A 20,731-nucleotide genomic window follows, 5' to 3' on the forward strand; every position below is an offset into this window, starting at 1 on the left:
CGTTCCACGCCCGGACGCTCAGCCGAGAACGGCGATCTCCCCCCGCCCCGGTCCGGTGATCTCGCCGATCACCGCGGCCACGGGCAGGCCGCCCGCCTGCAGCGCCTGCACGAGCGTGTCGCACCGCGCTTCCGGTACCGCGATGAGGAGGCCGCCGGAGGTCTGCGCGTCGCAGAGGAGCACTTGGGCGTCCTCGCCCACCCCGTCCCACGACACCACGTCCTGCAGCGACTCGCGGTTGCGCTGCGTGCCGCCCGGGATCGCGTGGGCGTGCACGAGCGGCCAGGCGGCGTCGATGATCGGCACGTCGCGAAGCCTGACGCGCGCGCCGACCCCGGCCCCGCGTGTCATCTCCGCCAGGTGCCCCAGCAGGCCGAACCCGGTGATATCGGTCGCGGCGGACACGCCGACCGCCATCATCACTTCCGCGGCGGGCTTGTTGAGCGCCGCCATGATCCGGATCGCCTCGCCGACCGCCTCCGGCGGGGCCTTGCCCTGCTTGAGTCCGGTCGTGAGAATGCCCATCCCGAGCGGCTTCGTCAGGACCAGCCGGTCGCCGGGGCGGGCCGCCGCGTTCGTGATGACGCGGTCGGGGTGGACAAACCCGGTCACGGCCAGCCCGTACTTCGGCTCGGGGTCGTCGATCGTGTGCCCGCCGATGATGGTCACCCCCGCTTCCGCGCACTTGTCGGCGCCGCCGCGGAGGATCTCGCCGAGCACGCTCAGGGGGAGTTTCGCGCGGGGGAAGCCCGCGAAATTCAGCGCCAGACGCGGCGTGCCGCCCATCGCGTAGACGTCGCTGAGCGCGTTCGCCGCCGCGATCATCCCGAACCAGTACGGATCGTCGACGACCGGCGTGAAGATGTCGATCGTCTGCACGAGCGCCATCTCCGGCCCGAGGCGGTAGACGCCCGCGTCGTCGGCGGTGCTCGTGCCGACGAGGACGTTGGGGTCGGTGATCGGTGGCAGGTGGCGCAGAACCTGCGCCAGGTCGCTCGGACTCAGCTTGGACGCTCAGCCCGCGCAGGCCACCATGCTGGTGAGCCTGATCCGCTCGCGGTCGCTCATGCGGCCTCCCGGGGGCGGCCGGTCTCGCCGCCGCCGGGATCAATTGTAGCACGGGCCGGCCGCTGCTATAGTATCGCCGGGGCCACCATGGCGATCAATCTCCACCTGCTGAAAATCTTCCACGCCGTCGCGCGATCCGGCAGCTTCTCGCGCGCGGCCTCAGAACTGGCGATCAGCCAGCCCTCCGTCAGCATTCAGGTCGGCGAACTCGAGCGGCAGTTCGGCGTGGAGCTCTTCGAGCCCGCGGGCAAGTCGGTGCGTCTGACCGAGGCGGGGCGGGTCTGCTACGATTACGCCGGCCGCATCCTCACGCTGATCGACGAAGCACAGCGGGCCATGGACGACGTCAAGGGGCTGCAGCGCGGCCGGCTCCTGCTCGGCGCGACGCAGGTCCCCGGGACCTACATTCTGCCGGCGCTGCTGGGCCGGCTGAAGGCCCAACTGCCTCGCCTCGAGATCGCACTGCGAATCGACGAGCCGAGAAAGATCCAGGAGATGGTGCTGCGGCACGAGCTCGACCTCGCGGTCACGGGCTCGCGGATCGCCCTGCCGGATCTCGAGGCCGTTCCGCTGGCCACGGACGAGCTGGTGCTGATCGTCGGGCCCGCGCACCGGTTCGCCGGCCTGTCCGAGGTCGCGGTCGGTGACCTCGCGGCGGAGCCCTTCGTCCTGCGCGAGCGCGGGTCGGGCAGCCGCGAGCTGCTCGACGACGCGCTGCACCGCGCCGGCGTGTATGTCACGCCGGCGCTGGAACTCGAAGGCGTCGACGCGGTCAAGCAGGCCGTGATCGCGAACCTCGGAATCTCGATCCTCTCCCGCTGCGCGATCGACCTTGAAGTCGCGGCCGGCCGGCTCCACGTGATCCCCGTGCGGGGGCTCGCGGTCCGCCGGACGATCTGGCTGGTCCGGCACCGCGACCGGCAGCTGCCCCGCGTCGCGCAGGCGTTCCTGACGCTCGTCACGGCGCCGCCGGGCATCGCGGCCGCGCCGGCGGCACCACAGGCGACAGGATGATCGCCGGCGCCGAAGGAGATCCACAACTCTGCCGGAGCCGCTGATGCGAGGGTGAGCGCCGCGCTGCGCCGCCAGGCGTTGGAGTATCTGGGGACGCATAACACCCTGACCGTGGCCACGGCCGGCCCGGGCGACGTCTGGGCGGCCGCGGTCTTCTACGTCAACGACGCCTTCGTGTTGTACTGGCTTTCCGATCCCGCGAGCCGCCATTCCCGGAACATCGCGCACCATCCGGACGTGGCGATCGCCATCCATGAAGATTACCGGGACTGGCGCGTGATTCAGGGGATGCAGATGGAGGGGACGGCCCACGAAATCGGGCCGATTCGAGCGGCCGACCGCGCCGTGCGGCTGTACGCGGCCAAGTACCCGTTCCTCGGCGACTGGCGAAATCCGCCACCCGCCCTGGCCGCGGCGCTCGAGGGTACGCGGGTCTACCGATTCACCCCGCGCAGGGTCTTCTTCATCGACAACACCCGGGAATTCGGACACCGCGAAGAGATCGATCCGGCCGGGTAGCCGGCTGCGACTAAACGGCCCATGCGTTCTCCAATCCGATCCCGGCCGCGGTGCGAACGGCAGGGTGTATGGTGCAGGTCGCCGCGCTCGTGCTGTACGCCGCCGCCCTGCTCGCCGTGGACCAGTTTGTCGACCGCGGCGGGCAAGTGGTACTCGGGTGCGTGACGGCCGCCGTGCTCGTTGTGGCCTGCCGGCCCCTGTCCACCGAAGACCGCGTGCAGGTCGTGGTGGTGGTGCTCGTGGCCACGTGCTTCGAGGTCATCGGTTCGGTCCTCTGGGGACTGTACCGGTACCGGCTCGGCAATCTGCCCCTGTTCGTGCCGCCCGGTCACGGGCTCGTGTACCTGACCGGCCTCCAGGTCAGCCGCCTCGCACCGGTGATTCGCCATGCCCGGAGCTTCGTCCGGCTCGTGTTCGCGCTCGGCGTCGCCTGGGCCGCCGTCGGTCTCTCGGGCGTCCTCGGGAGAGTGGACGTGTTTGGCGCAGTCGGGGTCTTGGTGTTTTCGACCTATCTGGTCCGCGGGCCGGCCCCGACGGTGTACGGAGGTGTCTTTCTGATGGTCGCCTGGCTGGAACTGTACGGAACGGCGCTCGGAACGTGGCGTTGGGCGGCGTTCGTGCCGGGTATCGGGATCCCGGACGGCAACCCGCCGTCCGGTGCGGCGAGCGGCTACGTGCTGTTCGATATTCTGGCGATGGCCGCTACGCCGCTGTTGATCGCCGCCGCGCGCCCGCACAGCGTTCGAGTCGGCCCGCGGGTCCCAGCCCCGGCCGCCGCCTGAGAACGTTCACAACGCCTCGGGCTCTATTCCGGGAACAGCCAGATGCCGAACATGAGGGCCGTCCCGATCACCGCGATCAGCACCGGGCTGCCGACGAAGAGCGGAAAGACGGTTAGGACGCTGCCTCCGATGACGGCCCCGATCCGGTCGGTTTTCCGGCCATAGGCGATCGCCGCCATGCCGATGAGGCTGAAGAAGCCGCCGAGAATCAAGGTTGCCGGCGTGAAGCTCAGCATCTCGTACCGATTCATGCCCGCGCGCGTGCGGGAATAGACACGGCCGGGCGAAACTTGGGTGACCCTCGGCCGCACAGCAGCCGAGAACGAAGAGGAAACCGGGATGGAATCCTTCAATACAATTCCGATATGTCTCGGCTCGACGCCGGCAAGCGGGCCGGCCTTCCGAACAGCGCTTTCGCCTACATCGACGCTCGCGGCCGGCGGCGGCTGCCGATCCACGACGAGGCGCACGTGCGGAACGCGCTCGCGCGCTTCAACCAGGTCGCCTTCGAGGACGATGCCGCGCGGGAGCGCGCCCGCAAGCGGCTGCTGAACGCGGCGAAGAAGTACGGGCTTGTGCCTGTCGGTTTCATCACGGGTCAGCTGCAATACGAGCAGAAACTGGGGAAGACCGGTCGCCTCGTCATCGAGCTCGGCCGGAACGGGGCTCCCGGTGAGCTCGAACAGCGCTTGCGCCGCGTCCTCCGGGATCCGACCCTCACGGTCCTCCACTGGTCGGACGCAGCGGGAGCATACCTCGACGCCGCGGGCAAGCCGGTCCCGCTCCCCGCCGAAGAGGGGCGGCGCGCGGTGACCTATCTCGAGCGCCACGGTCGACCGATGACTGCGCTGGTGCACGATCCGGCGGTGCTCGACGATGCGGATCTCGTGGAGACCGTGCTGGCCGCCGTGCGCTTCGTCGTCGAAAACGACCGCGCGCACGGGCAGATTCAGGCAACGGCAACCGATGCGGCGGCGCTCCCCACCGGGTTCGTCACTCTGCTGATGACCGATATCGAGCGCTCCACCGCCCTTCTCCATCGACTCGAGGACCGCTACGGCGACCTGCTGGACGGAGTCCGACGCGTACTCCGGGCAAACGTGTCGCAGGCGAGCGGCCGCGAGATCGATTCACGAGCGGACGAGTTCTTCGCGGTCTTCGGGCGCGCCGCCGACGCCGTCGGGGCGGCGGTGTCCGTCCAGCAGGCGCTGCGCCAGCGCGATTGGCCCGACGATCTTGACGTCCGGGTCCGCATCGGTATCCACAGCGGCCGGCCAACCCTCACCGATGTTGGCTACATCGGCCTACCCGTCCACACGGCGGCCCGCGTCTGCGCGGCGGCCCACGGGGGACAGATCGTCATTTCCGGTGAGACGAAGGCAGCCGTGGAGGGATCGGTACCGGCCGGCATTCGCTTCCGCAGCCTGGGCCGGCATCGCCTGCCCGGTCTGGCGAATGCCGAAGCGCTCTTCCAGGTCGAGGCGGACGGCCTGTCCGTCGACTTCCCGCCGCCCCGGATAAAGGCCGCAGAATAAAAATCCTGGCGTTCTCATTGGCGAGAGTACTGTGTTGACCCATTCTGCGGCGGTCTGTTATGATGCAGAAAATCATACGGGCGATGACGGAGACCCGAAGTCGCGCGATCCCCTAAGAGAGCCGGTGATCGGGTGCAAGCCGGTGGAATCGCGGACCTAGTCCACTCCTGAGCCCGCGGCCGAACGCGCCCGGTCGTCCCGGCGCCAAGGCCGCCGGGTCTGCCCGTTATCGCTGTCGAGCGCCGGCCCTCCGCCCCACGCACATACCAAGGGGCCGGCAGAGGAGTGGCACCGCGAGCGCTCTCGCCTCCTGTGGCGGGAGCGCCGTCATTTTGCGGCGGTGCCCCGAGCACATGATTGAAACGGCGCGCCCCTGGGACGCGTCGATGCCAAGCACCTGGAGGACCGCGATGCGCGAGTTGCCGGACGACACTCTGTTGATCCCCGGACCCACGCCCCTGCCGCCCGAGGTCCTCGACGCCATGCACCGGCAGATGACCAACCATCGCGGACCGGCGTTCGGCGCGATCATGCGCGAGATCCTCGAGGGTCTCCGCGAGGTGTTTCAGACGCGCCACGACATCCTGACCTTCGTCACCTCGGGCACCGGCGGACTCGAGGCCGCGGTGGTCAACCTCATCTCCCCGGGCGACCGCATCCTGTCGGTCAACAACGGCCATTTCTGCGAGCGGTGGGCCGAGGTCGCGGAACGCTTCGGCGCCACGGTGGACCGGATTACTGCGCCGTGGGGCGAGCGGGTGCCCGTCGCGGAAGTCGCGGCCCGCCTGCGCGCCGATGCCGGTGGCGATTATCAGGCCGTCCTCGTGACGCAGAGCGAGACGAGTACGGGCGTGCACAACGACGTGCGGGCGATTCGCGAGGCGATGGGCGGCCACCCGGCGCTGCTGATGGTCGACGCGATCAGCAGCCTGGGCGCGATCCCGCTCGCGACCGATGCCTGGGGAGTGGACGTCGTGGTCGCCGCCTCTCAGAAGGCGCTGATGAGCCCGCCCGGCCTCGCGTTCCTGAGCGTCGGCGACCGCGCCTGGGCGGCCGCGGAGCGCTGCGCCACGCCGCGGTTCTACCTCGACTTCGCACGGGCCCGGACCGCGGCGCGGCTGGCCAACCCGTCCACGCCGTTTACGACGGCGGTGACGGTCGCGTACGCGGTGCAGGCGGCGCTCCGCCTGATTCGGCAGGAGGGGCTCGAGCAGGTCTACGCCCGGCACCGGCGGATGGCACGCCTCGTCCGGGCCGGCGTTCGCGGCATGGGACTCCAGCCGTTCGTCGACGACGCCGCGGCCGTGGACACGGTCACGACGGTGCGGATGCCCCAGGAGGTCGACGGCCTCAAGGTCGTCGCGCATGCCCGCGAGCGGTACCAGGTCCTCCTGGGCAGCGGCATCGGGCGCCTCGAGCACGACGTCATCCGCATCGGCCATCTCGGCTACACGCGGTCGGAGTGGCTGCTCGACGGGCTCGAGACTCTCGGGCGGACCCTCGCCGACCTCGGACACCCGGTGCGCACCGAGGACGGCCAGCGGGCCGCGAAAGACGTGCTCGAAGCCGCGGTGGGGTAGGAGCGCCGCGATGCGCGTCCTGGTCGCGGACGGCCTCTCCGACGAGGGCCTGCGGCGCCTCGCCGCCGCCGGCGAGGTCGTGGTGTGCGCCGGCGTCCCGGAGGACGAGCTCCGGACGCTGCTGCCGGCGTTCGACGCGCTGATCGTCCGGAGCCGCACGCGCGTGCCGGCCCGGGCCGTCGAAGACGCCGGTCACCTGCGGGTCATCGCGCGCGCCGGCGTCGGGGTCGACAACATCGACGTCGAGGCGGCGACCCGGCGCGGCATTCTCGTGCTCAACACTCCGGAGAGCAGCACGACGGCCGCGGCCGAGCACACGTTTGCCATGATGCTCTCGCTCGCCCGCCACGTCCCGAGCGCCGCGCAGGCCCTCGCGCGCGGGGAGTGGGCCCGCGAACGGTTCGTCGGCACGGAATTGACCGGCAAGACTCTCGGCGTGGTGGGGCTCGGCAAGATCGGCAGCGAGGTGGCGCGGCGTGCGCTGGCCTTCGCCATGCACGTCGTGGCCGCGGACCCGTACGTGTCGGAGGAACGGGCGCGCCGGCTCGGGGTCGAGCTCGCGCCCTGGCCGGCCATCCTCGAGGCGGCCGACGTCCTCACGCTCCACGTCCCGCTCGGGGCGGATACCCGCGCGCTCATCGGTCCGGACGAACTCGCCCGCATGAAGCCCGGCGCGTTTCTGATCAACTGCGCGCGGGGCGGGCTCGTCGACGAGGCGGCGCTGCTCGCGGCCCTCGACCGGGGACAGCTCGGCGGCGCGGCGCTCGACGTGTTCGCCCACGAACCGCCGGACGCCGATCATCCCCTGCTGCGCCATCCGCGTGTCGTCGCGACGCCGCACCTGGGCGGCTCGACGGTCGAGGCGCAGCGCTCGATCGCCGTCGAGGTCGTCGATCAGCTGCTGGCCGCGCTGCGGGGCGAGCCGGTGCGGGGCGCCGTGAACGCGCCGGCGCTCGGCGAGGACGCCTGGCAGCGGTTGGACCCCTTCATGCACCTGGCCCGCGCGCTCGGCGGCCTGACCGGGCAGCTCGCCGACGGCCAGATTCGCGCGGTGGCGCTCGCCTACGAAGGCGAAGTCGCCCGGCTCGACACGCAGCCGCTCACGGCCTCGGTCCTCGTCGGCCTGCTCCGCCACGCCTCCGACCAGCCTGTCAATCTGGTCAACGCGGTGCTCCTCGCCAAGGAGCGCGGGCTGCGCGTGAGCGAGGCCCACGCCGACATCTGTGAGGACTTCGCCAGCCAACTCGTGGCCGAGGTCGAAACCTCCCGTGGGGCGCTGCGCCTCGGGGGGACCGTGTGGGGGCATCGCGAGCCGCGCATCACCCGGCTCCAGGAGTGGCGCCTCGATCTCGCGCCGGCTCCGCACATGTTGTTCGTGTGGAACGCCGACCGGCCGGGCATGATCGGCCACGTCGGGACGATCCTGGGCCGGCGCGGCGTCAACATCGCCAACATGCACGTCGGGCGCCGCGACGCGGGCGGGACCGCGGTCATGGTGCTCACGCTCGACGCCGCCCCGCCGGCCGACGTGGTCCGGGAGATCGGCCGAAGCGACGGCATCACCGCCGTCCGGGCGACCCAGCTGCCGCGGGAGTTGTGAGGCCGTGCTGGACCTGCGCCTGATTCGGGAACGGCCGGAGGAGATCAAAGCCGCGATCCGGCGCAAGGGCGCCGATCCGGCCCTCGTCGACGCGGTCCTCGAGGCCGATCGGCGGCGCCGCGACGCGCTCTCGCGGGTCGAAGCCCTGCGCGCCGAGCAAAACCGCGCGTCCCAGGAGATCCCGCGCCTCGCCGGCCGGGAGCGCGAAGCGCGCATCACCGAGATGAAGCGGCTCGCGACCGACCTGCGCGCGACCGAGCCCGTCCTCGCGGCCGCGGACGCGGGGCTCGACGCGGCACTCCGGCGCCTCCCGAACCCGCCCCACCCGGCGGTCCCCGACGGCGGGCCGGAGTCGAGCGTGACGCTCCGGACGTACGGCGAACCGCCGCGTCCGCCGTTCGAGATGCGCGATCACGTCGAATTGGGGACGCGGCTCGACATGCTCGATATGGAGCGGGCCGCCAAGATCTCCGGATCGCGATTCACCCTCCTGCGCCGGGACGGGGCGCTCCTCGAACTGGCGCTCGCGCGCTTCGCGGTCGACCGTCTCGTCGGCCGGGGGTTCGTGCCGGTCATCCCGCCCGTGCTCGTGAAGCGCGAGAGCCTGCTCGGCACGATGGGTGGCGACGGGCTCGACGAGCAGATGGTCTACCGGATCGAAGGCGAGGATCTCGCCCTCGTCGGCACGTCGGAAGTCGCGCTCGGCGCGATGCTCGGCGGAGAGGTGCTCGACGAGGACGATCTGCCGATCCGGCTCGTCGGCGTCTCCACGTGCTTCCGGCGCGAGGCCGGCACGCACGGCAAGGACACGCGGGGGATGTTCCGGGTGCATCAGTTCGACAAGGTCGAGATGTTTTCGTTTTGCCATCCGGAGCAGTCCTGGGACGAGCACGCCCGCCTCGTCGAGATCCAAGAATCGCTCTGGCAGGAGCTCGGGCTCCCCTACCGGGTGATCGACATCGCCGCGGGCGACCTCGGCGACCCGGCCGCTCGCAAGTACGACATCGAGACGTGGATGCCGGGCCGCGGCGGCTACGCGGAGACGCAGTCGTGCAGCAACTGCACCGACTTCCAGGCCCGGCGGCTCAACGTGCGCTTCCGGCCGCGGGGGCGGCGCGGATTGGACTACGTGCACACGCTCAACGGGACCGCGGTCGCGGCGCCCCGCACGATCATCGCCATCATGGAAAACTTCCAGCGGGCCGACGGCGGCATCCGCATCCCGCAAGTGCTGTCGCCCTACATGGGCGGCCGGACGGAGATCGGGCCGCCGCAAGAGCCGGCGCGACCGTAGCGCATCGGCGGTGCCGGATGCGCCCATCTGCGAGGCCACGAAGCCGGGCAAGAAGGAGATCATCGGCAAGAAGCAAATCGCGGGTAAGTCAAAACATAGGGGGGACGAGATGATGCGACTTCGTGTGCTCGCAGCCTTCGCGGTTCTGGCCTGTGGCCTGGGTTTCTGGCCCCGGGCGGCTTCGGCGGCCACCGCCGGGCAGTTTGAGCTGAAGATCAACTACTGGCCCGCCAATTCGAGCTGGACGTTCAATCCCGGCGGGGTGAGCGGCGCCTGGAACTCCCAATTTCTCGGTGGAGACTTCCGTTGGACCAGCAACTCGGGATGGGGCATCCACCTGAAGTACGACACCGGCCCCGAATCGGCATGGAGCGGCTATTTTCAAACCGGCGTCGGCACGACCTCGGGCCAGGACACCATCTGGAGCGGCGATGTCTTTTACGCGTGGCAGCTCAGCACCGCCACACTCCGGGGGTTTGTAGGATACGGCCACATCGAATTCAGCGACACGGATCCTATCTTCGGCAACGTGGACATCACGGCCACCGGATATCGGTTGGGCGCCGACGTGACGATTCCGATCTCCGGCACCGGGTTCTCCTTCAACGCGAACGCGGCGTGGTATCCGTCCAACAGCGAGGCCTTCAGCGACAGATTTGTTTCATCGTCGGGTAGCGGGACCGCCCTCGACTACGGCGCGAGTTTCCAATATACGTGGACGTCGGGATGGCTCGTCGAGGCGGGGTACCGGTGGGCCCATTCGGACACCTCCAGGCTCGTGGGAACCGGATGCCCCTGCACCCTTCTGTCGAGCGGACCGGTCCTTACGGTCGGCTATCACTGGTAAGGCGGCGGCTTCACCCTTTTCACGCTGTGTAGAACGGGGCACCGGGGTGCCTCGCGTCCCGGTGCCCGGCTTTGACCCCTCGTAGCGTCTGTGGCGCGCCTATCCCCCGGCGAGCTCGCCGCGGGCGAATGCGGCCAGACTTCCGCGCCACCCGCTCACCGACGGCCTGTCCGATGGCCGCATCGGTCATCGTCGGCAGATGCGGTCCGTGCTGCTCCACCGAGGCCGCCACGATCACGACGGTCCGGACGCCGGCGTCCAGGGCTTCCTGAACCTCCGGCCAGGACAGTTCCTCCAGCAGCACGGTGTCTTTCACGCCTCCACCCCTCCCGCTTGGGCCAGACGGTACGGACGTCGTTCGCCGGACGAGGGCCCGAATCCCGGCGTAGCGCAATCCGGCGCCGCGGGAAGAGCGCGCCCCGCCGGGGAAGCATCCCCGCGTGCACTTGCGCCTCGAAGGCCTCACGCTCCGATACGGCGACCGGCTCGCGCTTGATGACGTGAGCGCGTCGCTGGAGGGCCGCATCATCGGCCTGCTCGGCGCGAATGCCTCGGGGAAGACGTCGCTGCTGCGGATCCTCGCCGGCGTGCAGGCCGCGGCGCGTGGACGCGCCTTCATCGACGGCCTGGAGATTCACGTCGGCCGGCGTCCCGGCCTCTCCTATTTGCCGCAGGAGATCGGAGGGTTCCCGTTCTGGCAGCGGCCCGCGGAAACGCTGTCGGGAACGTTCATCCTGAAGGGCATTGCGGGGCACGACGAGCGGGCCAAGGAACTGTTGGCGGCGGTCGGGCTCGGGAACGAAGATCGGTCGGCGGCCGAATTCTCCGGGGGGATGAAGCAGAAGCTCCGGATCACCCAGGCCCTGTCCCATGCGCCGCAGGTGCTCATCATGGACGAACCCACCACCGGTCTCGACACCCGCGAGCGCTTTCGCCTGCTGCGGATCATCGAGCGGCTGCGCGATCGCGTCTCGGTCCTGTTCTCCACGCACCAACCCGAGGACGTGGCGGCGGTGTGCGACGTCGTCCTGATCCTCCACCGCGGCCGCGCCGCGGCGTCGGGCACGCCGGACGCCATCGCCGGGATGGCAAAGGGCCGGGTCTACGAGGTCGGCGTCCCCGCCTCGACCCTGCCCGCGGAGTCCGAGTATGAGATTGCCGCGGTCGGACGGACCGATGGAACACTACGGATTCGCGTCGTCGGTGAGCCGCCCGCCGGCGCCACCCCGGTCGACCCGCGGCTCGAGGACGCCTACCTCTTGTTGACGCAACACTAGGTGCATCGAAGAGCCGGCACCGGGGGCTGCGCGCGGGTGACAGATCACTCCAGCGTCCCGTCGAAGGAGAAGATCCGCTCCGGACGCAACTCCAGCATGGCGGCCGCCCAACTGGGCGCGCTCCCGTGACGCGCGCGCCAGGCGTCGCCGAACACGGCGTCCGCCTCGACGATACGGGCGCGCTCATGGATGATCACGGGGCCTTCGGCGATGACCGCGCGATGGCGGGTCCGTTCGTCGCCCTCCATGACCACGAGCGACGCGTAGGGACGGGTCCGGAGATTTCGCAGGCGGGCGCCTTCGACCGTGGCGATCCAGAAGGCTTCTCGAAAGAAGCTGAACGCGATGGGAGCGGCGTGAGGACGTCCATCCCGGCGCCCCGTCGCGAGTACGGCGTAGCGGATGCGGCCCAAGAAGGCGGCCAGGCCCGGGCCGTCCATGGCAAGGTGTGGCGGATACGAGTCGCGGATGCCCGATCCCGCGTGAGCGTAACTGCGACTTTGAATCTCGATCAGGGAGCGGACGTTGTCGTTCATGGCGCCTCAGCGCACGACACGGTTCCCCCCGAATCAACGATCAGGCCATTGCTGCGCTGAGTGCAGGACACGGAGAATCTCAACCGCGTCGCCTTGGACACGGTAGGGCAACAGATACGGCGTCCCGCCGATGACGAGCTCGCGCGTCTCGGGCACGCGGCCGGGGCGCCCGGCACCCGGATAGTCAGCCAGCATCCCGACCGCGTCGCGTATCCGCCGCGCGACTTCCGCGGCAGCGGCCGGGTTGTCCCGGGCGATATACGCTCGGATGGCCGTGAGGTCGCCCACCGCCTCGGCAAGCCACCGAATCTTCACCGAATCGGCTTACGTTCCTGCGGCGTCCCCCACGTGGCGAGCCAGGCGTCGACTTCTTCTTGCGTGAAGAACTTCGCATCGCGGCGGTTCGCGAGTGCGACGGCTTCGCGAATCACTTTGATCTGCCACTCGTTCAAATCAAGATACGTTTTCACGGCCTGGGCGGCCAGCCACGCTTTCGAACGGTCGGTGGCCCGAGCCAGTGCATCGAGACGCCGAAGATCGGCGAGCTCGAGACGAAGCGTCATGGTCCGGCTGGAAGCACCATTTTTTTGTGTTCGCATGTACTCAAAATATCACAACCGACTTCACCGTGCAATATGCTCCGTGCGGGCGCGTTGGATGTGATTACACGCGGGTTTTTGAACCCTAAGCTTGCTCCGCCCCGACCCTCGGCATCCACTCCGGCCGCGCCGCCTCGTAGGCGGCGATGGCGTCGTCGTGCTGGAGCGTGAGGCCGATCGGGTCCAGGCCGTTCAACAGGCAGTGCTTCTTGAATGGATCGATCTCGAACCGGTCGGTCCGGCCGAACGCGTCGGTCACCGTCTGCCGCGCCAAGTCCACGGTGATCTGGTACCCTTCCCGGGTCTCTGCGGCGTTCAGCATCTCGCGCACGCGCGACTCGGGCAGCGCGATCGTCAGCAGCCCGATCTGGGCGCAGTTGCCGGCGAAGATGTCCGCGAACGACGGCGCGATGATGGCCTTGAAGCCGTAGTCCTGCAGCGCCCACGGCGCGTGCTCGCGTGAGGAGCCGCATCCGAAATTCCGGCCCGTGATCAGGATCGTACCGTCCCGGTACTCGGGCTTGTTCAGCACGAAGTCGGGGTTGGGCGAGCCGTCCGCGAGGTACCGCATGGGGTAGAAGAGCACGTCGCCGTACCCGGTGCGCTCGATGCGCTTCAGGTACCGCGCCGGCGTGATGAGATCGGTGTTGACGTCCGGCATTCCCAGCGGGACCGCGACCCCGTTATGCGTGCGAAACGGCTCCATGCTAGACTCTCCACTCCCGCACGTCGACGAAGTGCCCGGCGATCGCCGCGGCCGCGGCCATGGGCGGGCTCACGAGATGCGTCCGTCCGCCGGGTCCCTGCCGGCCTTCGAAGTTGCGGTTGGACGTCGACGCGCACCGTTCCCCCGGGCCCAGAATGTCGGGGTTCATCCCGAGGCACATCGAGCATCCGGCCTCGCGCCACTCGAAGCCGGCGTCGGCGAAGATGCGGTCGAGGCCCTCCCGCTCCGCCGCGGTCTTGACCAGCTGCGAGCCCGGCACCACCATCGCGCGCACCTTCGGGTTGACGCGGCGCCCGGCCACGATGCGCGACGCCGCGCGCAGGTCTTCCAGCCGGGCGTTGGTGCACGACCCGATGAACACGCGGTCCACCGCGATGTCCTGGATCGGCGTCCCCGGCCGGAGCGCCATGTACTCCAGGGCCCGCGCGACGGCGGCGCGCGCCTGCGGATCGGACTGCGAGTCCGGATCGGGCACGCGGCCGGTCACCGGTTCGGCCTGTCCGGGATTGGTCCCCCACGTGACAAAGGGCGCAATGGCGGCCGCGTTCACCGGCACCGTCGCGTCGTAGCGCGCCTCCGGATCGGTCGGGAGCGCCCGCCAGGCCTCCAGCGCCTGCTGCCAGGCCGCCCCGCGGGGGGCGTACGGGCGGCCTTCGACGTAGGCCAACGTCGTGTCGTCCGGCGCGATGAGGCCCGCCCGGGCGCCGCCTTCGATCGTCATGTTGCACACGGTCATGCGCCCTTCCATAGAAAGCGCGCGGATCGCGGGCCCGGTGTACTCGGCGATGTGCCCCGTCCCGCCGCCGACGCCGTTCTGCCGGATGATCCCAAGAATAAGGTCTTTCGCCGTGGTGCCCGGCGGCAGCTCGCCGTCGACCCGGATCTCCATCGTCTTGGGCCGCCGCTGCGGCAGGGTCTGCGTGGCGAGCACGTGCTCGACTTCGCTCGTCCCGATGCCGAACGCGAGCGCCCCGAGCGCCCCGTGGGTCGCGGTGTGGCTGTCGCCGCACACGATCAGCGTCCCGGGCAGCGTCAGGCCGAGTTCGGGGCCGATGATGTGGACGATGCCCTGGCGGGGGCTCAGCCGCCCTTCGAGCCGGATCCCGAACTCTTCGGCGTTGCGCTCGAGCGCCTCGACCTGCACCCGGCTCGTGGGATCCGTGATCGGCTCCGTCCGCGGCGTCGTCGGTACGTTGTGGTCGAGCGTGGCGTACGTGAGATCCGGCCGCCGCACGCGCCGACCGGCCAGCCGCAGCCCCTCAAACGCCTGCGGGGAGGTGACCTCGTGGACGAGGTGCATGTCGACGAAGAGGAGATCCGGCTCCTGGTTCCCCCGCACGACGACGTGGGCGTCCCAGATCTTCTCCGCGAGTGTCTTGGCGGTCATGCCTGCCCCTCGGCCGGCGGCGCCTGCGCCCGCTTGGGACGCGGCAGCGGCCGCGGCCGCACACCCATCTTCCCGGTCTCGCGATCGGCGACTTTGCTGGCCCCGTAGCTGTCGGGCTTGGTGACCGCGGCGTAGCCGCTGCCCTGCACCATGCCGACGACCTCGCGGATGATCCGCTTCGTCTCACCGCGGTCGCCGACGTCGAGGTGAATTTCGAGCGGCAGTTCGCTGAACCCGTTCTTGGCCAGCTCGGCGCTGATCTGGCTCGCCGCCTCCAGGCTGAGCGACGTCTCGAACAGGATCCGTTGTCGCAGGCTCTCGATCTTGCGGTTGCGGAACTTATGGTAGAAGTAGCGTCCGCCGTGCCCGACGCGGTGGATGACGACCGCGGTCACGAAGCACGTATCGTCGCCGAGCAGCGAATCGGTGCCGATGATCAGGTTGTACGACTTGTCCCGCTGCTCTTCCATGTAATCTACGATGTGCGCAAACATGCGCTCGAAGCTCAATTTGCCGTGCGTCGGCGAGACGAACTCCATGTGATCACCTGAGCCTCAGTATACTGGGGAGCGTCGGGCCGGACAAGGGACTAGAGTTCCCGGCGTCCCTCGAGGGCGCGGGCGAGGGTCACCTCGTCGGCGTACTCCAGATCGCCGCCGACCGGCAGGCCGTGGGCGATGCGCGTCACGCGCACGCCGAGCGGCTTGAGGACGCGCGACAGGTAGAGGGCCGTCGCCTCGCCCTCGACGCGGGGGTTCGTCGCAACGATCACTTCCCGCACGTCACCGGCGGACACGCGGCGCAGCAGCTCTTCGATCCGCAGGTCGTCGGGACCGATGCCGTCGAGGGGCGAGATCGCGCCCTGCAGCACGTGGTAGACGCCCGTGAATTCGCGGGTGCGCTCCATCGCCGCGATGTCGCGGGGATCCTCGACGACGCAGATCACCGACTGCGTGCGCCGCCCGTCCGTGCAGATCGCGCACGGATCGACGTCCGTGATGTTGCCGCAGACGGAACAGTGGCGGATCAGCCGCTTGGCGTCGAGCACGGCCGCGGCGAGCGCCTCCGCGTCGGCCTGGGGCATCGAGAGCATGAAGAACGCGAGCCGCTGCGCGGTCTTAGGCCCGATCGTGGGCAGCTTGCCGAGCTCGTCGATGAGGCGCTGCAGGGGCGCCGCGTAGAGCGACATAGCGGCCGCCGCGACGGTCCTACCGGCCGAGGCCGGGCAGCCCCGGCACCGCGAGGCCGCCGGTCACGGCCTTCATGCGCTCCCCGGCGACCTCGCGCGCCTTCCGCAGCGCTTCGCCGACCGCGGCGAGCACCAGGTCTTCCAGCAGCGAGACGTCGTTGGGGTCGACGGCGCCCGGATCGATCTTGATCTCGAGGAGATCCCCGTGGCCGTTCACGACGGCCCGCACGACGCCGCCGCCGGCCGTGGCCTCGATCCGTTCTTGGCCCAGCTGCTCCTGGACCCGGGCCATGTCTTCCTGGACCTTCTGCACCTGTTTCAGCATCTTCTGCATGTTAAACAACCGCATCACTCCTCCCGCCTAGGCGGGGCCGCGCCGGCCCGGCCCGTCATTCCGGGCGCCGCACCTCTTGGACCGGGTTGCCGAACCGGCGAATCGCTTCCTCGACCAGCGCGTGCTCGCCCTGGACGTCCGCCTCCGCCGTTTCGTCGAGCATGAACCGGACACGAAACGGCGCGCCGAACACCCGCGTGACCGCGTCGCCGACGACGTCGCGGTTCTTGCCCTCTTCCAGCCGCTCGAGGTGGAAGGGGTGGCGGACGCCGAGCACGATCTCGTTGCCGGCGACCGCGCGCGGCGCGCTCTCCAGGAGGTAAGCATGGACGGCCCGCGTGCGCTGCTTGACCGCATCCATCACATCGGTCCACCGCGTCCGCAGGCCGTCGATCGTGAGATCCCCGGGCACGGACGGCGGATGCGCCGCGGACGCCGGACGCTCGTCACGCGGGCCGGGGGCCGCCGATCGCGACGGCCGGTCGCGGCCGGCCTCCGGCGCTTCCCCGCCCTGCGGCGGCGCCGGCTCGGCGGACCGTTCCGGCGGCGTGACGCCCGCCGTGCGCTCCAGCGCCGCGACCCGTGCGGTGAGACTCGCGAGCGACGGATCCAGATCCGGCCGTGCCGCCCGCAGGAGCGCCATCTCGAGCACCACGCGGGGCTGCGTCGCCGTCCGGGCCTCGGCCTCGGCGGCCGCGAACACGCGAATGTACTGCGCGAGCGCCGCGGGCGCCAGCCCCTCGGCCTGACCGCGGAGGGCGGCGAGCCGCTGCTCGGTCGTTTCCACGATCTCCTGCGGCTGCGGGACGACCGCGACCACCAGCAGGTCCCGGAACTGCTCCACGAGGCCGCGGAGAATCTGCCGGACGTCCCGCCCTTCGTCGATGACCCGCCCCGCGAGGGTCAGGCCGCGCCCGGCGTCGCCATCGATCACCGCCTGCGCCAGCTGCTGCGCGACCTCCTCGTCGACGACGCCGAGCACCGCGAGCACGTCCGCCTTGGTGATCGGGCCCCGGCAGAAGGCGTTGAGCTGATCGAGCAGGCTCTCCGCGTCGCGCAGCGCGCCGTCGGCCGAGCGGGCGATGAGCTGCAGCGCCTCGTCGTCGACGGTGAGGGACTCCGCCGACGCGATCGCGCGGAGGCGCGCGACGATCGCGGCCTGCGGAATGCGCTTGAAGTCGAAGCGCTGCGTCCGCGACGTGATCGTCGTCGGCAGCCGGTGCGGCTCGGTGGTCACGAGGACCAGGATCGCGTGCGCCGGCGGCTCCTCGAGCGTCTTGAGCAGCGCGTTGGCGGCCTCGGTCGTGAGCATGTGCGCTTCGTCGATGATGTAGACCTTGTACCGGCCCTGCACCGGCACCAGCCGCACCTTCTCCCGCAGATCGCGGATCTCGTCGATCCCGCGGTTGCTCGCGGCGTCGATCTCAATGACATCGAGGGACGCGCCGGCGCCGATCGCCACGCACGAGGCGCAGACGTTGCACGGCGTGGGCGTGGGACCGCGCTCGCAGTTCAGACACTTGGCCAGCAGGCGCGCGGTGGTCGTCTTGCCGCTGCCCCGGTGGCCGCAGAACAGGTAGGCGTGCACGATCCGCCCGCCGGCAATGGCGTTCTGCAGCGTGCGGGTGACGCGTTCCTGGCCGACGACGTCCTCGAACGTCTGAGGCCGCCACTTGCGGTAGAAAGACACGTGGGACAACGAAACCGTCACCTCGTGCGGAGCGCTACGCGCAGGTCTCGCCCCGTATTCGCCGAACGTTTCCCCCACTCCTGGAGGTGGTGCATCTCACCGCGATTCGTCGTCCTCGTCTCGCTCGCCGCCGCGTTGCTCGTCTTCGCAGACGCGCGCCGCCGGTTGCGCGTCGTCCCCACCCTCATCTGGACGATCGCCGCGCTGGCGCTCGTCGGCGCGGCGGTGCCCCTGTACCTCATCGTCCGGCCGACGAGGCGCGCCACCTGGGGCCTGGTCGAAGTCGCCGGTGCGACGCTGTTCTTCGCCGGTACGCTGCCCCTCGCCGGCCTGTTGCTGCCGAACGTGCGGGCCGGCGGGGCCATGCCGTTCTCGCTCATCGTCATCCTGGCCGTGACGCAGAACGCCTTCTTCGTCGCCGCCGGAGTCTATCTCACCGCGATCAAGTACCGGCTCCCGCTCGCCGCGCTCGGCCTGCGCCTGGATGAGGGCCGGCGCCGGGCGATCCAGGGACTCACCGCGGCCGCCGCGGCCGTGGCCGGCAACGCCCTCGGTCAGACGGCGACGATCTTCGTCCTCGGCCTGAGCATGGGCCAGACCGCGGCCACCAAGCTCGTGACGACCGAGCAGCAGCGCAGCCCGGTGTACCGCCTGCTGCCGCAGCTGCACGGCGGCACGGAGACGGTGGTCTTCGCAGTCCTCATCGGGGTCGCCGTACCGATCGGCGAAGAGATCTTCTTCCGCGGCCTGACCCAGGGGGCGTTGCGCCGCGCGCTCAACCGGCACGCCGCCGTCGCCGCGAGTGCGGTCTTCTTCGCGCTGGCCCACCTGCAGCCGGTGGAACTCCTGCCGATCCTGATTCTCGGGCTCGTGCTCGGCTACTTGTACGAGTTGACGGGATCGCTCGTCCCCGGCATGATCGCGCACAGCCTCAACAATCTGGCCGCGCTCTTCGTGTTCTATCAGGGGCCGTCGATCGGCATGTAAGAAACGTTTGGCCGTGCACCCACCGTCGACAACACCGTCCAGGCGGTCTCCGCGTCGCCGGCTCCGACCAGGTGTCCCCGCGGCACACGCGACGCCTTACGTACCGTTGCTTCCTTCCGGACCTGGCGGGGTTGGTAAGATCCCGTTGCGCGGGACCCAATCCTCCTCGTCACGTGCGCGGGCCGGACCCTGAGCGGTGAGGCCTCGGATGGGGATTCAGCCCCGCTTGAGCGGGTTGCGGGTACAGGGAACCGCTAGCTCCCCACCTAGCACGGCCATGGACGAGTATAGCACGCGGCGGAAACGGGGTCTCAACGCGGCCCATTTTGGGCATGAGATGCAGGAGGGACACGAGCCCATGGCCGTCCGGAAACACCTATCTTTGCCCGACGGATACGCGGCGAAAAGGACCGACGCGTGGTATCTGTTCGACCCGCAGGGTGTGCGCATCGCGGGTCCCGTGGATCGGGCCGCCGTCGAGGAACAGGCGTGGCGCGACGCCTGGCGGCGGATCGACCAGGAGCTCAACGACGAACTCGCCGCCCTGCGCGCCGGCACCCGCTCTTTGGAAGACCTGCCCCGGGTCCGCCAGTATCTTCGGATGGTGGACGCCGTTGAGCGCCGCCGGGCCGAGCCGGCGGGACGGTCGAGGCTGCTCTCCCGGGGGATGCCGGTCATGGTGGCCGCGGCGGCGGCGGCCGCCTTCATCATCGGGTTCATCGGCCACGAGACCGCGCCGGTCCCGAAGCCGGCCGGCCACGTCACCCCGGTCGTCGCTGTGCTTCCAAAGACGCCGACATCTCCGCCGCCAGCGGCCGCTGTTCCGACGACCGCGCCGCCGGCCCCGGCTCCACGCTCGAAGGTGACCGCATTCGCCGTTCGCATCGGGACGTTCACGAACGCCACGGTCGCGACCAACGTCATGCATCTCGTTCGCAGCAAGGGCTACCTCGTGAATGTCGTGCCGCACGGCGGAGTATCCCAAGTGGTCACGCACCCGTACCGGACGCGTCTCCTGGCCGAGGGCGTGGCGCGCGGCCTCGAGGACATCGGGCTCTCCGCGCACCTCACCGCCTGGCGGCTCTAAGCCCGCCGGCCGGGCGGCGCACGGCGCGTCAGCGGCGGAGCGCGGCCCGGAGATCCGCGACCGGGTCCGTCCCGGCAAAGTACACGGTGCGCATCCCCAGACGCGCCGCGGCGGCGACGTTCTCCGGCCGGTCGTCGACGAAGAGCGCCTGCGGCGGCGCGGCGTCGAGCCGCGCCAGGCACAACGCGTAGATCCGCTCGTCGGGCTTGACGAGCCCGACTTCCGCGGAGACGATCACCGCGTCGAACCAGGCGTCTAGCGGGCGATGGGCGCGAATCCGATCCGCGATCTCGCGGCTCATGTTGGTGAGCATCGCGGTCCGCGCGTCCCGGCCGCGCGCCTCGCGCGCAAGCGTCCAGACCTCGTCCCGATAGCACATCCAGGAGGCGGCGTCGCGCTCGGCGAGCCACCCCGGCAGCCCGCGCTCCTCCGCCCGCTCGGGCGCCCGTCCGAGTGATCCGAGCACCCGGCGCCAGTACTCGTCCGCGGGATACGTCCCGGCGTCGTAGCCGCGCCGGTGCTCCCAGTACGCCGCGGTAAACGCCTCGACCGAGACCCCGACTCGAACCGCCATCGCGGTCACGATCTCCGGCGGCTGCGGCAGGCTCAAGACGTTGCCGTAGTCGAGGATGAGGGCGCGGGGCAAAGTTTTCGTAATGCTTTGCATTATAACAATCGC

At 70.1% G+C, this 20,731-nt stretch carries 24 protein-coding genes and 1 other RNA gene; 11 read left to right on the plus strand and 14 right to left on the minus strand.

Annotated elements, in window-relative coordinates:
• Window positions 1-18: 18 nt before the first annotated feature.
• Entirely contained in the window at window positions 19-1,068 is a 1,050-nt protein-coding gene (gene selD / locus VGZ23_00415) for a selenide, water dikinase SelD (protein ID HEV2356074.1), read from the minus strand.
• An 87-nt stretch (window positions 1,069-1,155) separates the two neighbouring features.
• Between selD and VGZ23_00420 the strand changes: the two genes are divergently transcribed.
• From VGZ23_00420 to VGZ23_00430, 3 genes are all read left to right on the plus strand, one after another.
• On the plus strand, window positions 1,156-2,082 hold the full coding sequence (locus VGZ23_00420; GenBank protein ID HEV2356075.1) for a LysR family transcriptional regulator: 927 nt from the start codon (window positions 1,156-1,158) through the stop codon (window positions 2,080-2,082).
• Window positions 2,083-2,133: 51 nt separating this feature from the next.
• Window positions 2,134-2,601, plus strand: coding sequence for a pyridoxamine 5'-phosphate oxidase family protein (locus tag VGZ23_00425; GenBank protein HEV2356076.1), 468 nt, complete (start codon window positions 2,134-2,136; stop codon window positions 2,599-2,601).
• 68 nt (window positions 2,602-2,669) lie between these two features.
• Window positions 2,670-3,383 carry a hypothetical protein gene (locus VGZ23_00430; protein HEV2356077.1) on the plus strand — a complete coding sequence of 238 codons (714 nt, stop codon included), beginning with the start codon at window positions 2,670-2,672 and terminating at the stop codon, window positions 3,381-3,383.
• Between the two features lie 23 nt (window positions 3,384-3,406).
• Here the strand turns inward: VGZ23_00430 and VGZ23_00435 are convergent, their stop codons facing one another.
• Entirely contained in the window at window positions 3,407-3,634 is a 228-nt protein-coding gene (locus VGZ23_00435) for an amino acid transport protein (GenBank protein HEV2356078.1), read from the minus strand.
• Window positions 3,635-3,748: 114 nt separating this feature from the next.
• Between VGZ23_00435 and VGZ23_00440 the strand changes: the two genes are divergently transcribed.
• From VGZ23_00440 to VGZ23_00460, 5 genes are all read left to right on the plus strand, one after another.
• A complete protein-coding gene (locus VGZ23_00440) occupies window positions 3,749-4,918 on the plus strand; it encodes an adenylate/guanylate cyclase domain-containing protein (protein HEV2356079.1) in 1,170 nt (389 codons plus the stop codon).
• 410 nt (window positions 4,919-5,328) lie between these two features.
• Window positions 5,329-6,498, plus strand: a complete 1,170-nt coding sequence (locus tag VGZ23_00445) for an alanine--glyoxylate aminotransferase family protein (GenBank protein HEV2356080.1) — start codon at window positions 5,329-5,331, stop codon at window positions 6,496-6,498.
• 10 nt (window positions 6,499-6,508) lie between these two features.
• The gene (gene serA, locus VGZ23_00450) at window positions 6,509-8,098 is read left to right on the plus strand and encodes a phosphoglycerate dehydrogenase (GenBank protein HEV2356081.1); all 1,590 of its coding nucleotides are present in this window, start codon (window positions 6,509-6,511) and stop codon (window positions 8,096-8,098) included.
• A gap of 4 nt (window positions 8,099-8,102) precedes the next feature.
• On the plus strand, window positions 8,103-9,392 hold the full coding sequence (serS, locus tag VGZ23_00455; protein ID HEV2356082.1) for a serine--tRNA ligase: 1,290 nt from the start codon (window positions 8,103-8,105) through the stop codon (window positions 9,390-9,392).
• Between the two features lie 109 nt (window positions 9,393-9,501).
• Window positions 9,502-10,239 carry a hypothetical protein gene (locus VGZ23_00460; GenBank protein ID HEV2356083.1) on the plus strand — a complete coding sequence of 246 codons (738 nt, stop codon included), beginning with the start codon at window positions 9,502-9,504 and terminating at the stop codon, window positions 10,237-10,239.
• Window positions 10,240-10,258: 19 nt separating this feature from the next.
• Here VGZ23_00460 and VGZ23_00465 read toward each other — a convergent pair whose 3' ends face one another.
• Window positions 10,259-10,555: a creatininase family protein gene (locus VGZ23_00465; protein HEV2356084.1), complete on the minus strand. Its 297-nt coding sequence runs from the start codon at window positions 10,553-10,555 to the stop codon at window positions 10,259-10,261.
• A 124-nt stretch (window positions 10,556-10,679) separates the two neighbouring features.
• Here VGZ23_00465 and VGZ23_00470 point away from each other — a divergent pair, with 124 nt between their 5' ends.
• A complete protein-coding gene (locus tag VGZ23_00470) occupies window positions 10,680-11,516 on the plus strand; it encodes an ABC transporter ATP-binding protein (protein ID HEV2356085.1) in 837 nt (278 codons plus the stop codon).
• Window positions 11,517-11,560: 44 nt separating this feature from the next.
• On the opposite strand, the gene VGZ23_00475 is transcribed toward VGZ23_00470, so the two are convergent.
• From VGZ23_00475 to dnaX, 9 genes are all read right to left on the minus strand, one after another.
• Complete coding sequence (locus tag VGZ23_00475; GenBank protein ID HEV2356086.1) at window positions 11,561-12,052, minus strand: pyridoxamine 5'-phosphate oxidase family protein; 492 nt, start codon at window positions 12,050-12,052, stop codon at window positions 11,561-11,563.
• 33 nt (window positions 12,053-12,085) lie between these two features.
• Entirely contained in the window at window positions 12,086-12,367 is a 282-nt protein-coding gene (locus tag VGZ23_00480; GenBank protein ID HEV2356087.1) for a type II toxin-antitoxin system RelE/ParE family toxin, read from the minus strand.
• Window positions 12,364-12,615, minus strand: coding sequence for a ribbon-helix-helix protein, CopG family (locus tag VGZ23_00485; protein HEV2356088.1), 252 nt, complete (start codon window positions 12,613-12,615; stop codon window positions 12,364-12,366). The genes VGZ23_00480 and VGZ23_00485 overlap by 4 nt, the downstream gene beginning before the upstream one ends.
• Window positions 12,616-12,736: 121 nt before the next feature.
• Complete coding sequence (gene leuD / locus VGZ23_00490; GenBank protein ID HEV2356089.1) at window positions 12,737-13,357, minus strand: 3-isopropylmalate dehydratase small subunit; 621 nt, start codon at window positions 13,355-13,357, stop codon at window positions 12,737-12,739.
• Window position 13,358: 1 nt separating this feature from the next.
• Window positions 13,359-14,765 (minus strand): 3-isopropylmalate dehydratase large subunit, encoded by a 1,407-nt coding sequence (leuC, locus tag VGZ23_00495; protein HEV2356090.1) that lies wholly within the window; start codon window positions 14,763-14,765, stop codon window positions 13,359-13,361.
• Window positions 14,762-15,304 carry a ribonuclease H-like YkuK family protein gene (locus VGZ23_00500; GenBank protein HEV2356091.1) on the minus strand — a complete coding sequence of 181 codons (543 nt, stop codon included), beginning with the start codon at window positions 15,302-15,304 and terminating at the stop codon, window positions 14,762-14,764. Before VGZ23_00500 ends, leuC begins: the two co-directional genes overlap by 4 nt.
• A 50-nt stretch (window positions 15,305-15,354) precedes the next feature.
• Window positions 15,355-15,954, minus strand: coding sequence for a recombination mediator RecR (recR, locus tag VGZ23_00505; GenBank protein HEV2356092.1), 600 nt, complete (start codon window positions 15,952-15,954; stop codon window positions 15,355-15,357).
• Window positions 15,955-15,973: 19 nt separating this feature from the next.
• Complete coding sequence (locus VGZ23_00510) at window positions 15,974-16,303, minus strand: YbaB/EbfC family nucleoid-associated protein (protein ID HEV2356093.1); 330 nt, start codon at window positions 16,301-16,303, stop codon at window positions 15,974-15,976.
• Window positions 16,304-16,343: 40 nt separating this feature from the next.
• A complete protein-coding gene (gene dnaX, locus VGZ23_00515; GenBank protein HEV2356094.1) occupies window positions 16,344-17,978 on the minus strand; it encodes a DNA polymerase III subunit gamma/tau in 1,635 nt (544 codons plus the stop codon).
• A 135-nt stretch (window positions 17,979-18,113) separates the two neighbouring features.
• On the opposite strand from dnaX, the gene VGZ23_00520 reads away from it, so the two are divergent.
• Window positions 18,114-18,965 (plus strand): type II CAAX endopeptidase family protein, encoded by an 852-nt coding sequence (locus tag VGZ23_00520; GenBank protein HEV2356095.1) that lies wholly within the window; start codon window positions 18,114-18,116, stop codon window positions 18,963-18,965.
• 11 nt (window positions 18,966-18,976) lie between these two features.
• Here the strand turns inward: VGZ23_00520 and ffs are convergent.
• Window positions 18,977-19,240, minus strand: an RNA gene (ffs, locus tag VGZ23_00525) — signal recognition particle sRNA large type.
• 83 nt (window positions 19,241-19,323) lie between these two features.
• Here ffs and VGZ23_00530 point away from each other — a divergent pair.
• Window positions 19,324-20,052 carry a hypothetical protein gene (locus tag VGZ23_00530; protein HEV2356096.1) on the plus strand — a complete coding sequence of 243 codons (729 nt, stop codon included), beginning with the start codon at window positions 19,324-19,326 and terminating at the stop codon, window positions 20,050-20,052.
• A 28-nt stretch (window positions 20,053-20,080) separates the two neighbouring features.
• Here VGZ23_00530 and VGZ23_00535 read toward each other — a convergent pair whose 3' ends face one another.
• Window positions 20,081-20,719, minus strand: a complete 639-nt coding sequence (locus VGZ23_00535; GenBank protein ID HEV2356097.1) for an HAD family phosphatase — start codon at window positions 20,717-20,719, stop codon at window positions 20,081-20,083.
• Window positions 20,720-20,731: the final 12 nt, after the last annotated feature.

The sequence above is a fragment of the bacterium genome (genome assembly GCA_035945995.1).
Taxonomy (GTDB): domain Bacteria; phylum Sysuimicrobiota; class Sysuimicrobiia; order Sysuimicrobiales; family Segetimicrobiaceae; genus DASSJF01.

Excerpts from the sequence above, each read along its gene's own strand:
- VGZ23_00420 (HEV2356075.1), top strand. The coding sequence starts at position 1,156 with ATGGCGATCAATCTCCACCTGCTGAAAATCTTCCACGCCGTCGCGCGA.
- VGZ23_00430 (HEV2356077.1), top strand. The coding sequence starts at position 2,670 with ATGGTGCAGGTCGCCGCGCTCGTGCTGTACGCCGCCGCCCTGCTCGCC.
- VGZ23_00435 (HEV2356078.1), bottom strand. The coding sequence starts at position 3,634 with ATGAATCGGTACGAGATGCTGAGCTTCACGCCGGCAACCTTGATTCTC.
- VGZ23_00440 (HEV2356079.1), top strand. The coding sequence starts at position 3,749 with ATGTCTCGGCTCGACGCCGGCAAGCGGGCCGGCCTTCCGAACAGCGCT.
- VGZ23_00445 (HEV2356080.1), top strand. The coding sequence starts at position 5,329 with ATGCGCGAGTTGCCGGACGACACTCTGTTGATCCCCGGACCCACGCCC.
- serA (HEV2356081.1), top strand. The coding sequence starts at position 6,509 with ATGCGCGTCCTGGTCGCGGACGGCCTCTCCGACGAGGGCCTGCGGCGC.
- VGZ23_00460 (HEV2356083.1), top strand. The coding sequence starts at position 9,502 with ATGATGCGACTTCGTGTGCTCGCAGCCTTCGCGGTTCTGGCCTGTGGC.
- VGZ23_00475 (HEV2356086.1), bottom strand. The coding sequence starts at position 12,052 with ATGAACGACAACGTCCGCTCCCTGATCGAGATTCAAAGTCGCAGTTAC.
- VGZ23_00485 (HEV2356088.1), bottom strand. The coding sequence starts at position 12,615 with ATGACGCTTCGTCTCGAGCTCGCCGATCTTCGGCGTCTCGATGCACTG.
- leuD (HEV2356089.1), bottom strand. The coding sequence starts at position 13,357 with ATGGAGCCGTTTCGCACGCATAACGGGGTCGCGGTCCCGCTGGGAATG.
- leuC (HEV2356090.1), bottom strand. The coding sequence starts at position 14,765 with ATGACCGCCAAGACACTCGCGGAGAAGATCTGGGACGCCCACGTCGTC.
- VGZ23_00500 (HEV2356091.1), bottom strand. The coding sequence starts at position 15,304 with ATGGAGTTCGTCTCGCCGACGCACGGCAAATTGAGCTTCGAGCGCATG.
- recR (HEV2356092.1), bottom strand. The coding sequence starts at position 15,954 with ATGTCGCTCTACGCGGCGCCCCTGCAGCGCCTCATCGACGAGCTCGGC.
- VGZ23_00510 (HEV2356093.1), bottom strand. The coding sequence starts at position 16,303 with ATGCGGTTGTTTAACATGCAGAAGATGCTGAAACAGGTGCAGAAGGTC.
- VGZ23_00530 (HEV2356096.1), top strand. The coding sequence starts at position 19,324 with ATGGCCGTCCGGAAACACCTATCTTTGCCCGACGGATACGCGGCGAAA.
- VGZ23_00535 (HEV2356097.1), bottom strand. The coding sequence starts at position 20,719 with ATGCAAAGCATTACGAAAACTTTGCCCCGCGCCCTCATCCTCGACTAC.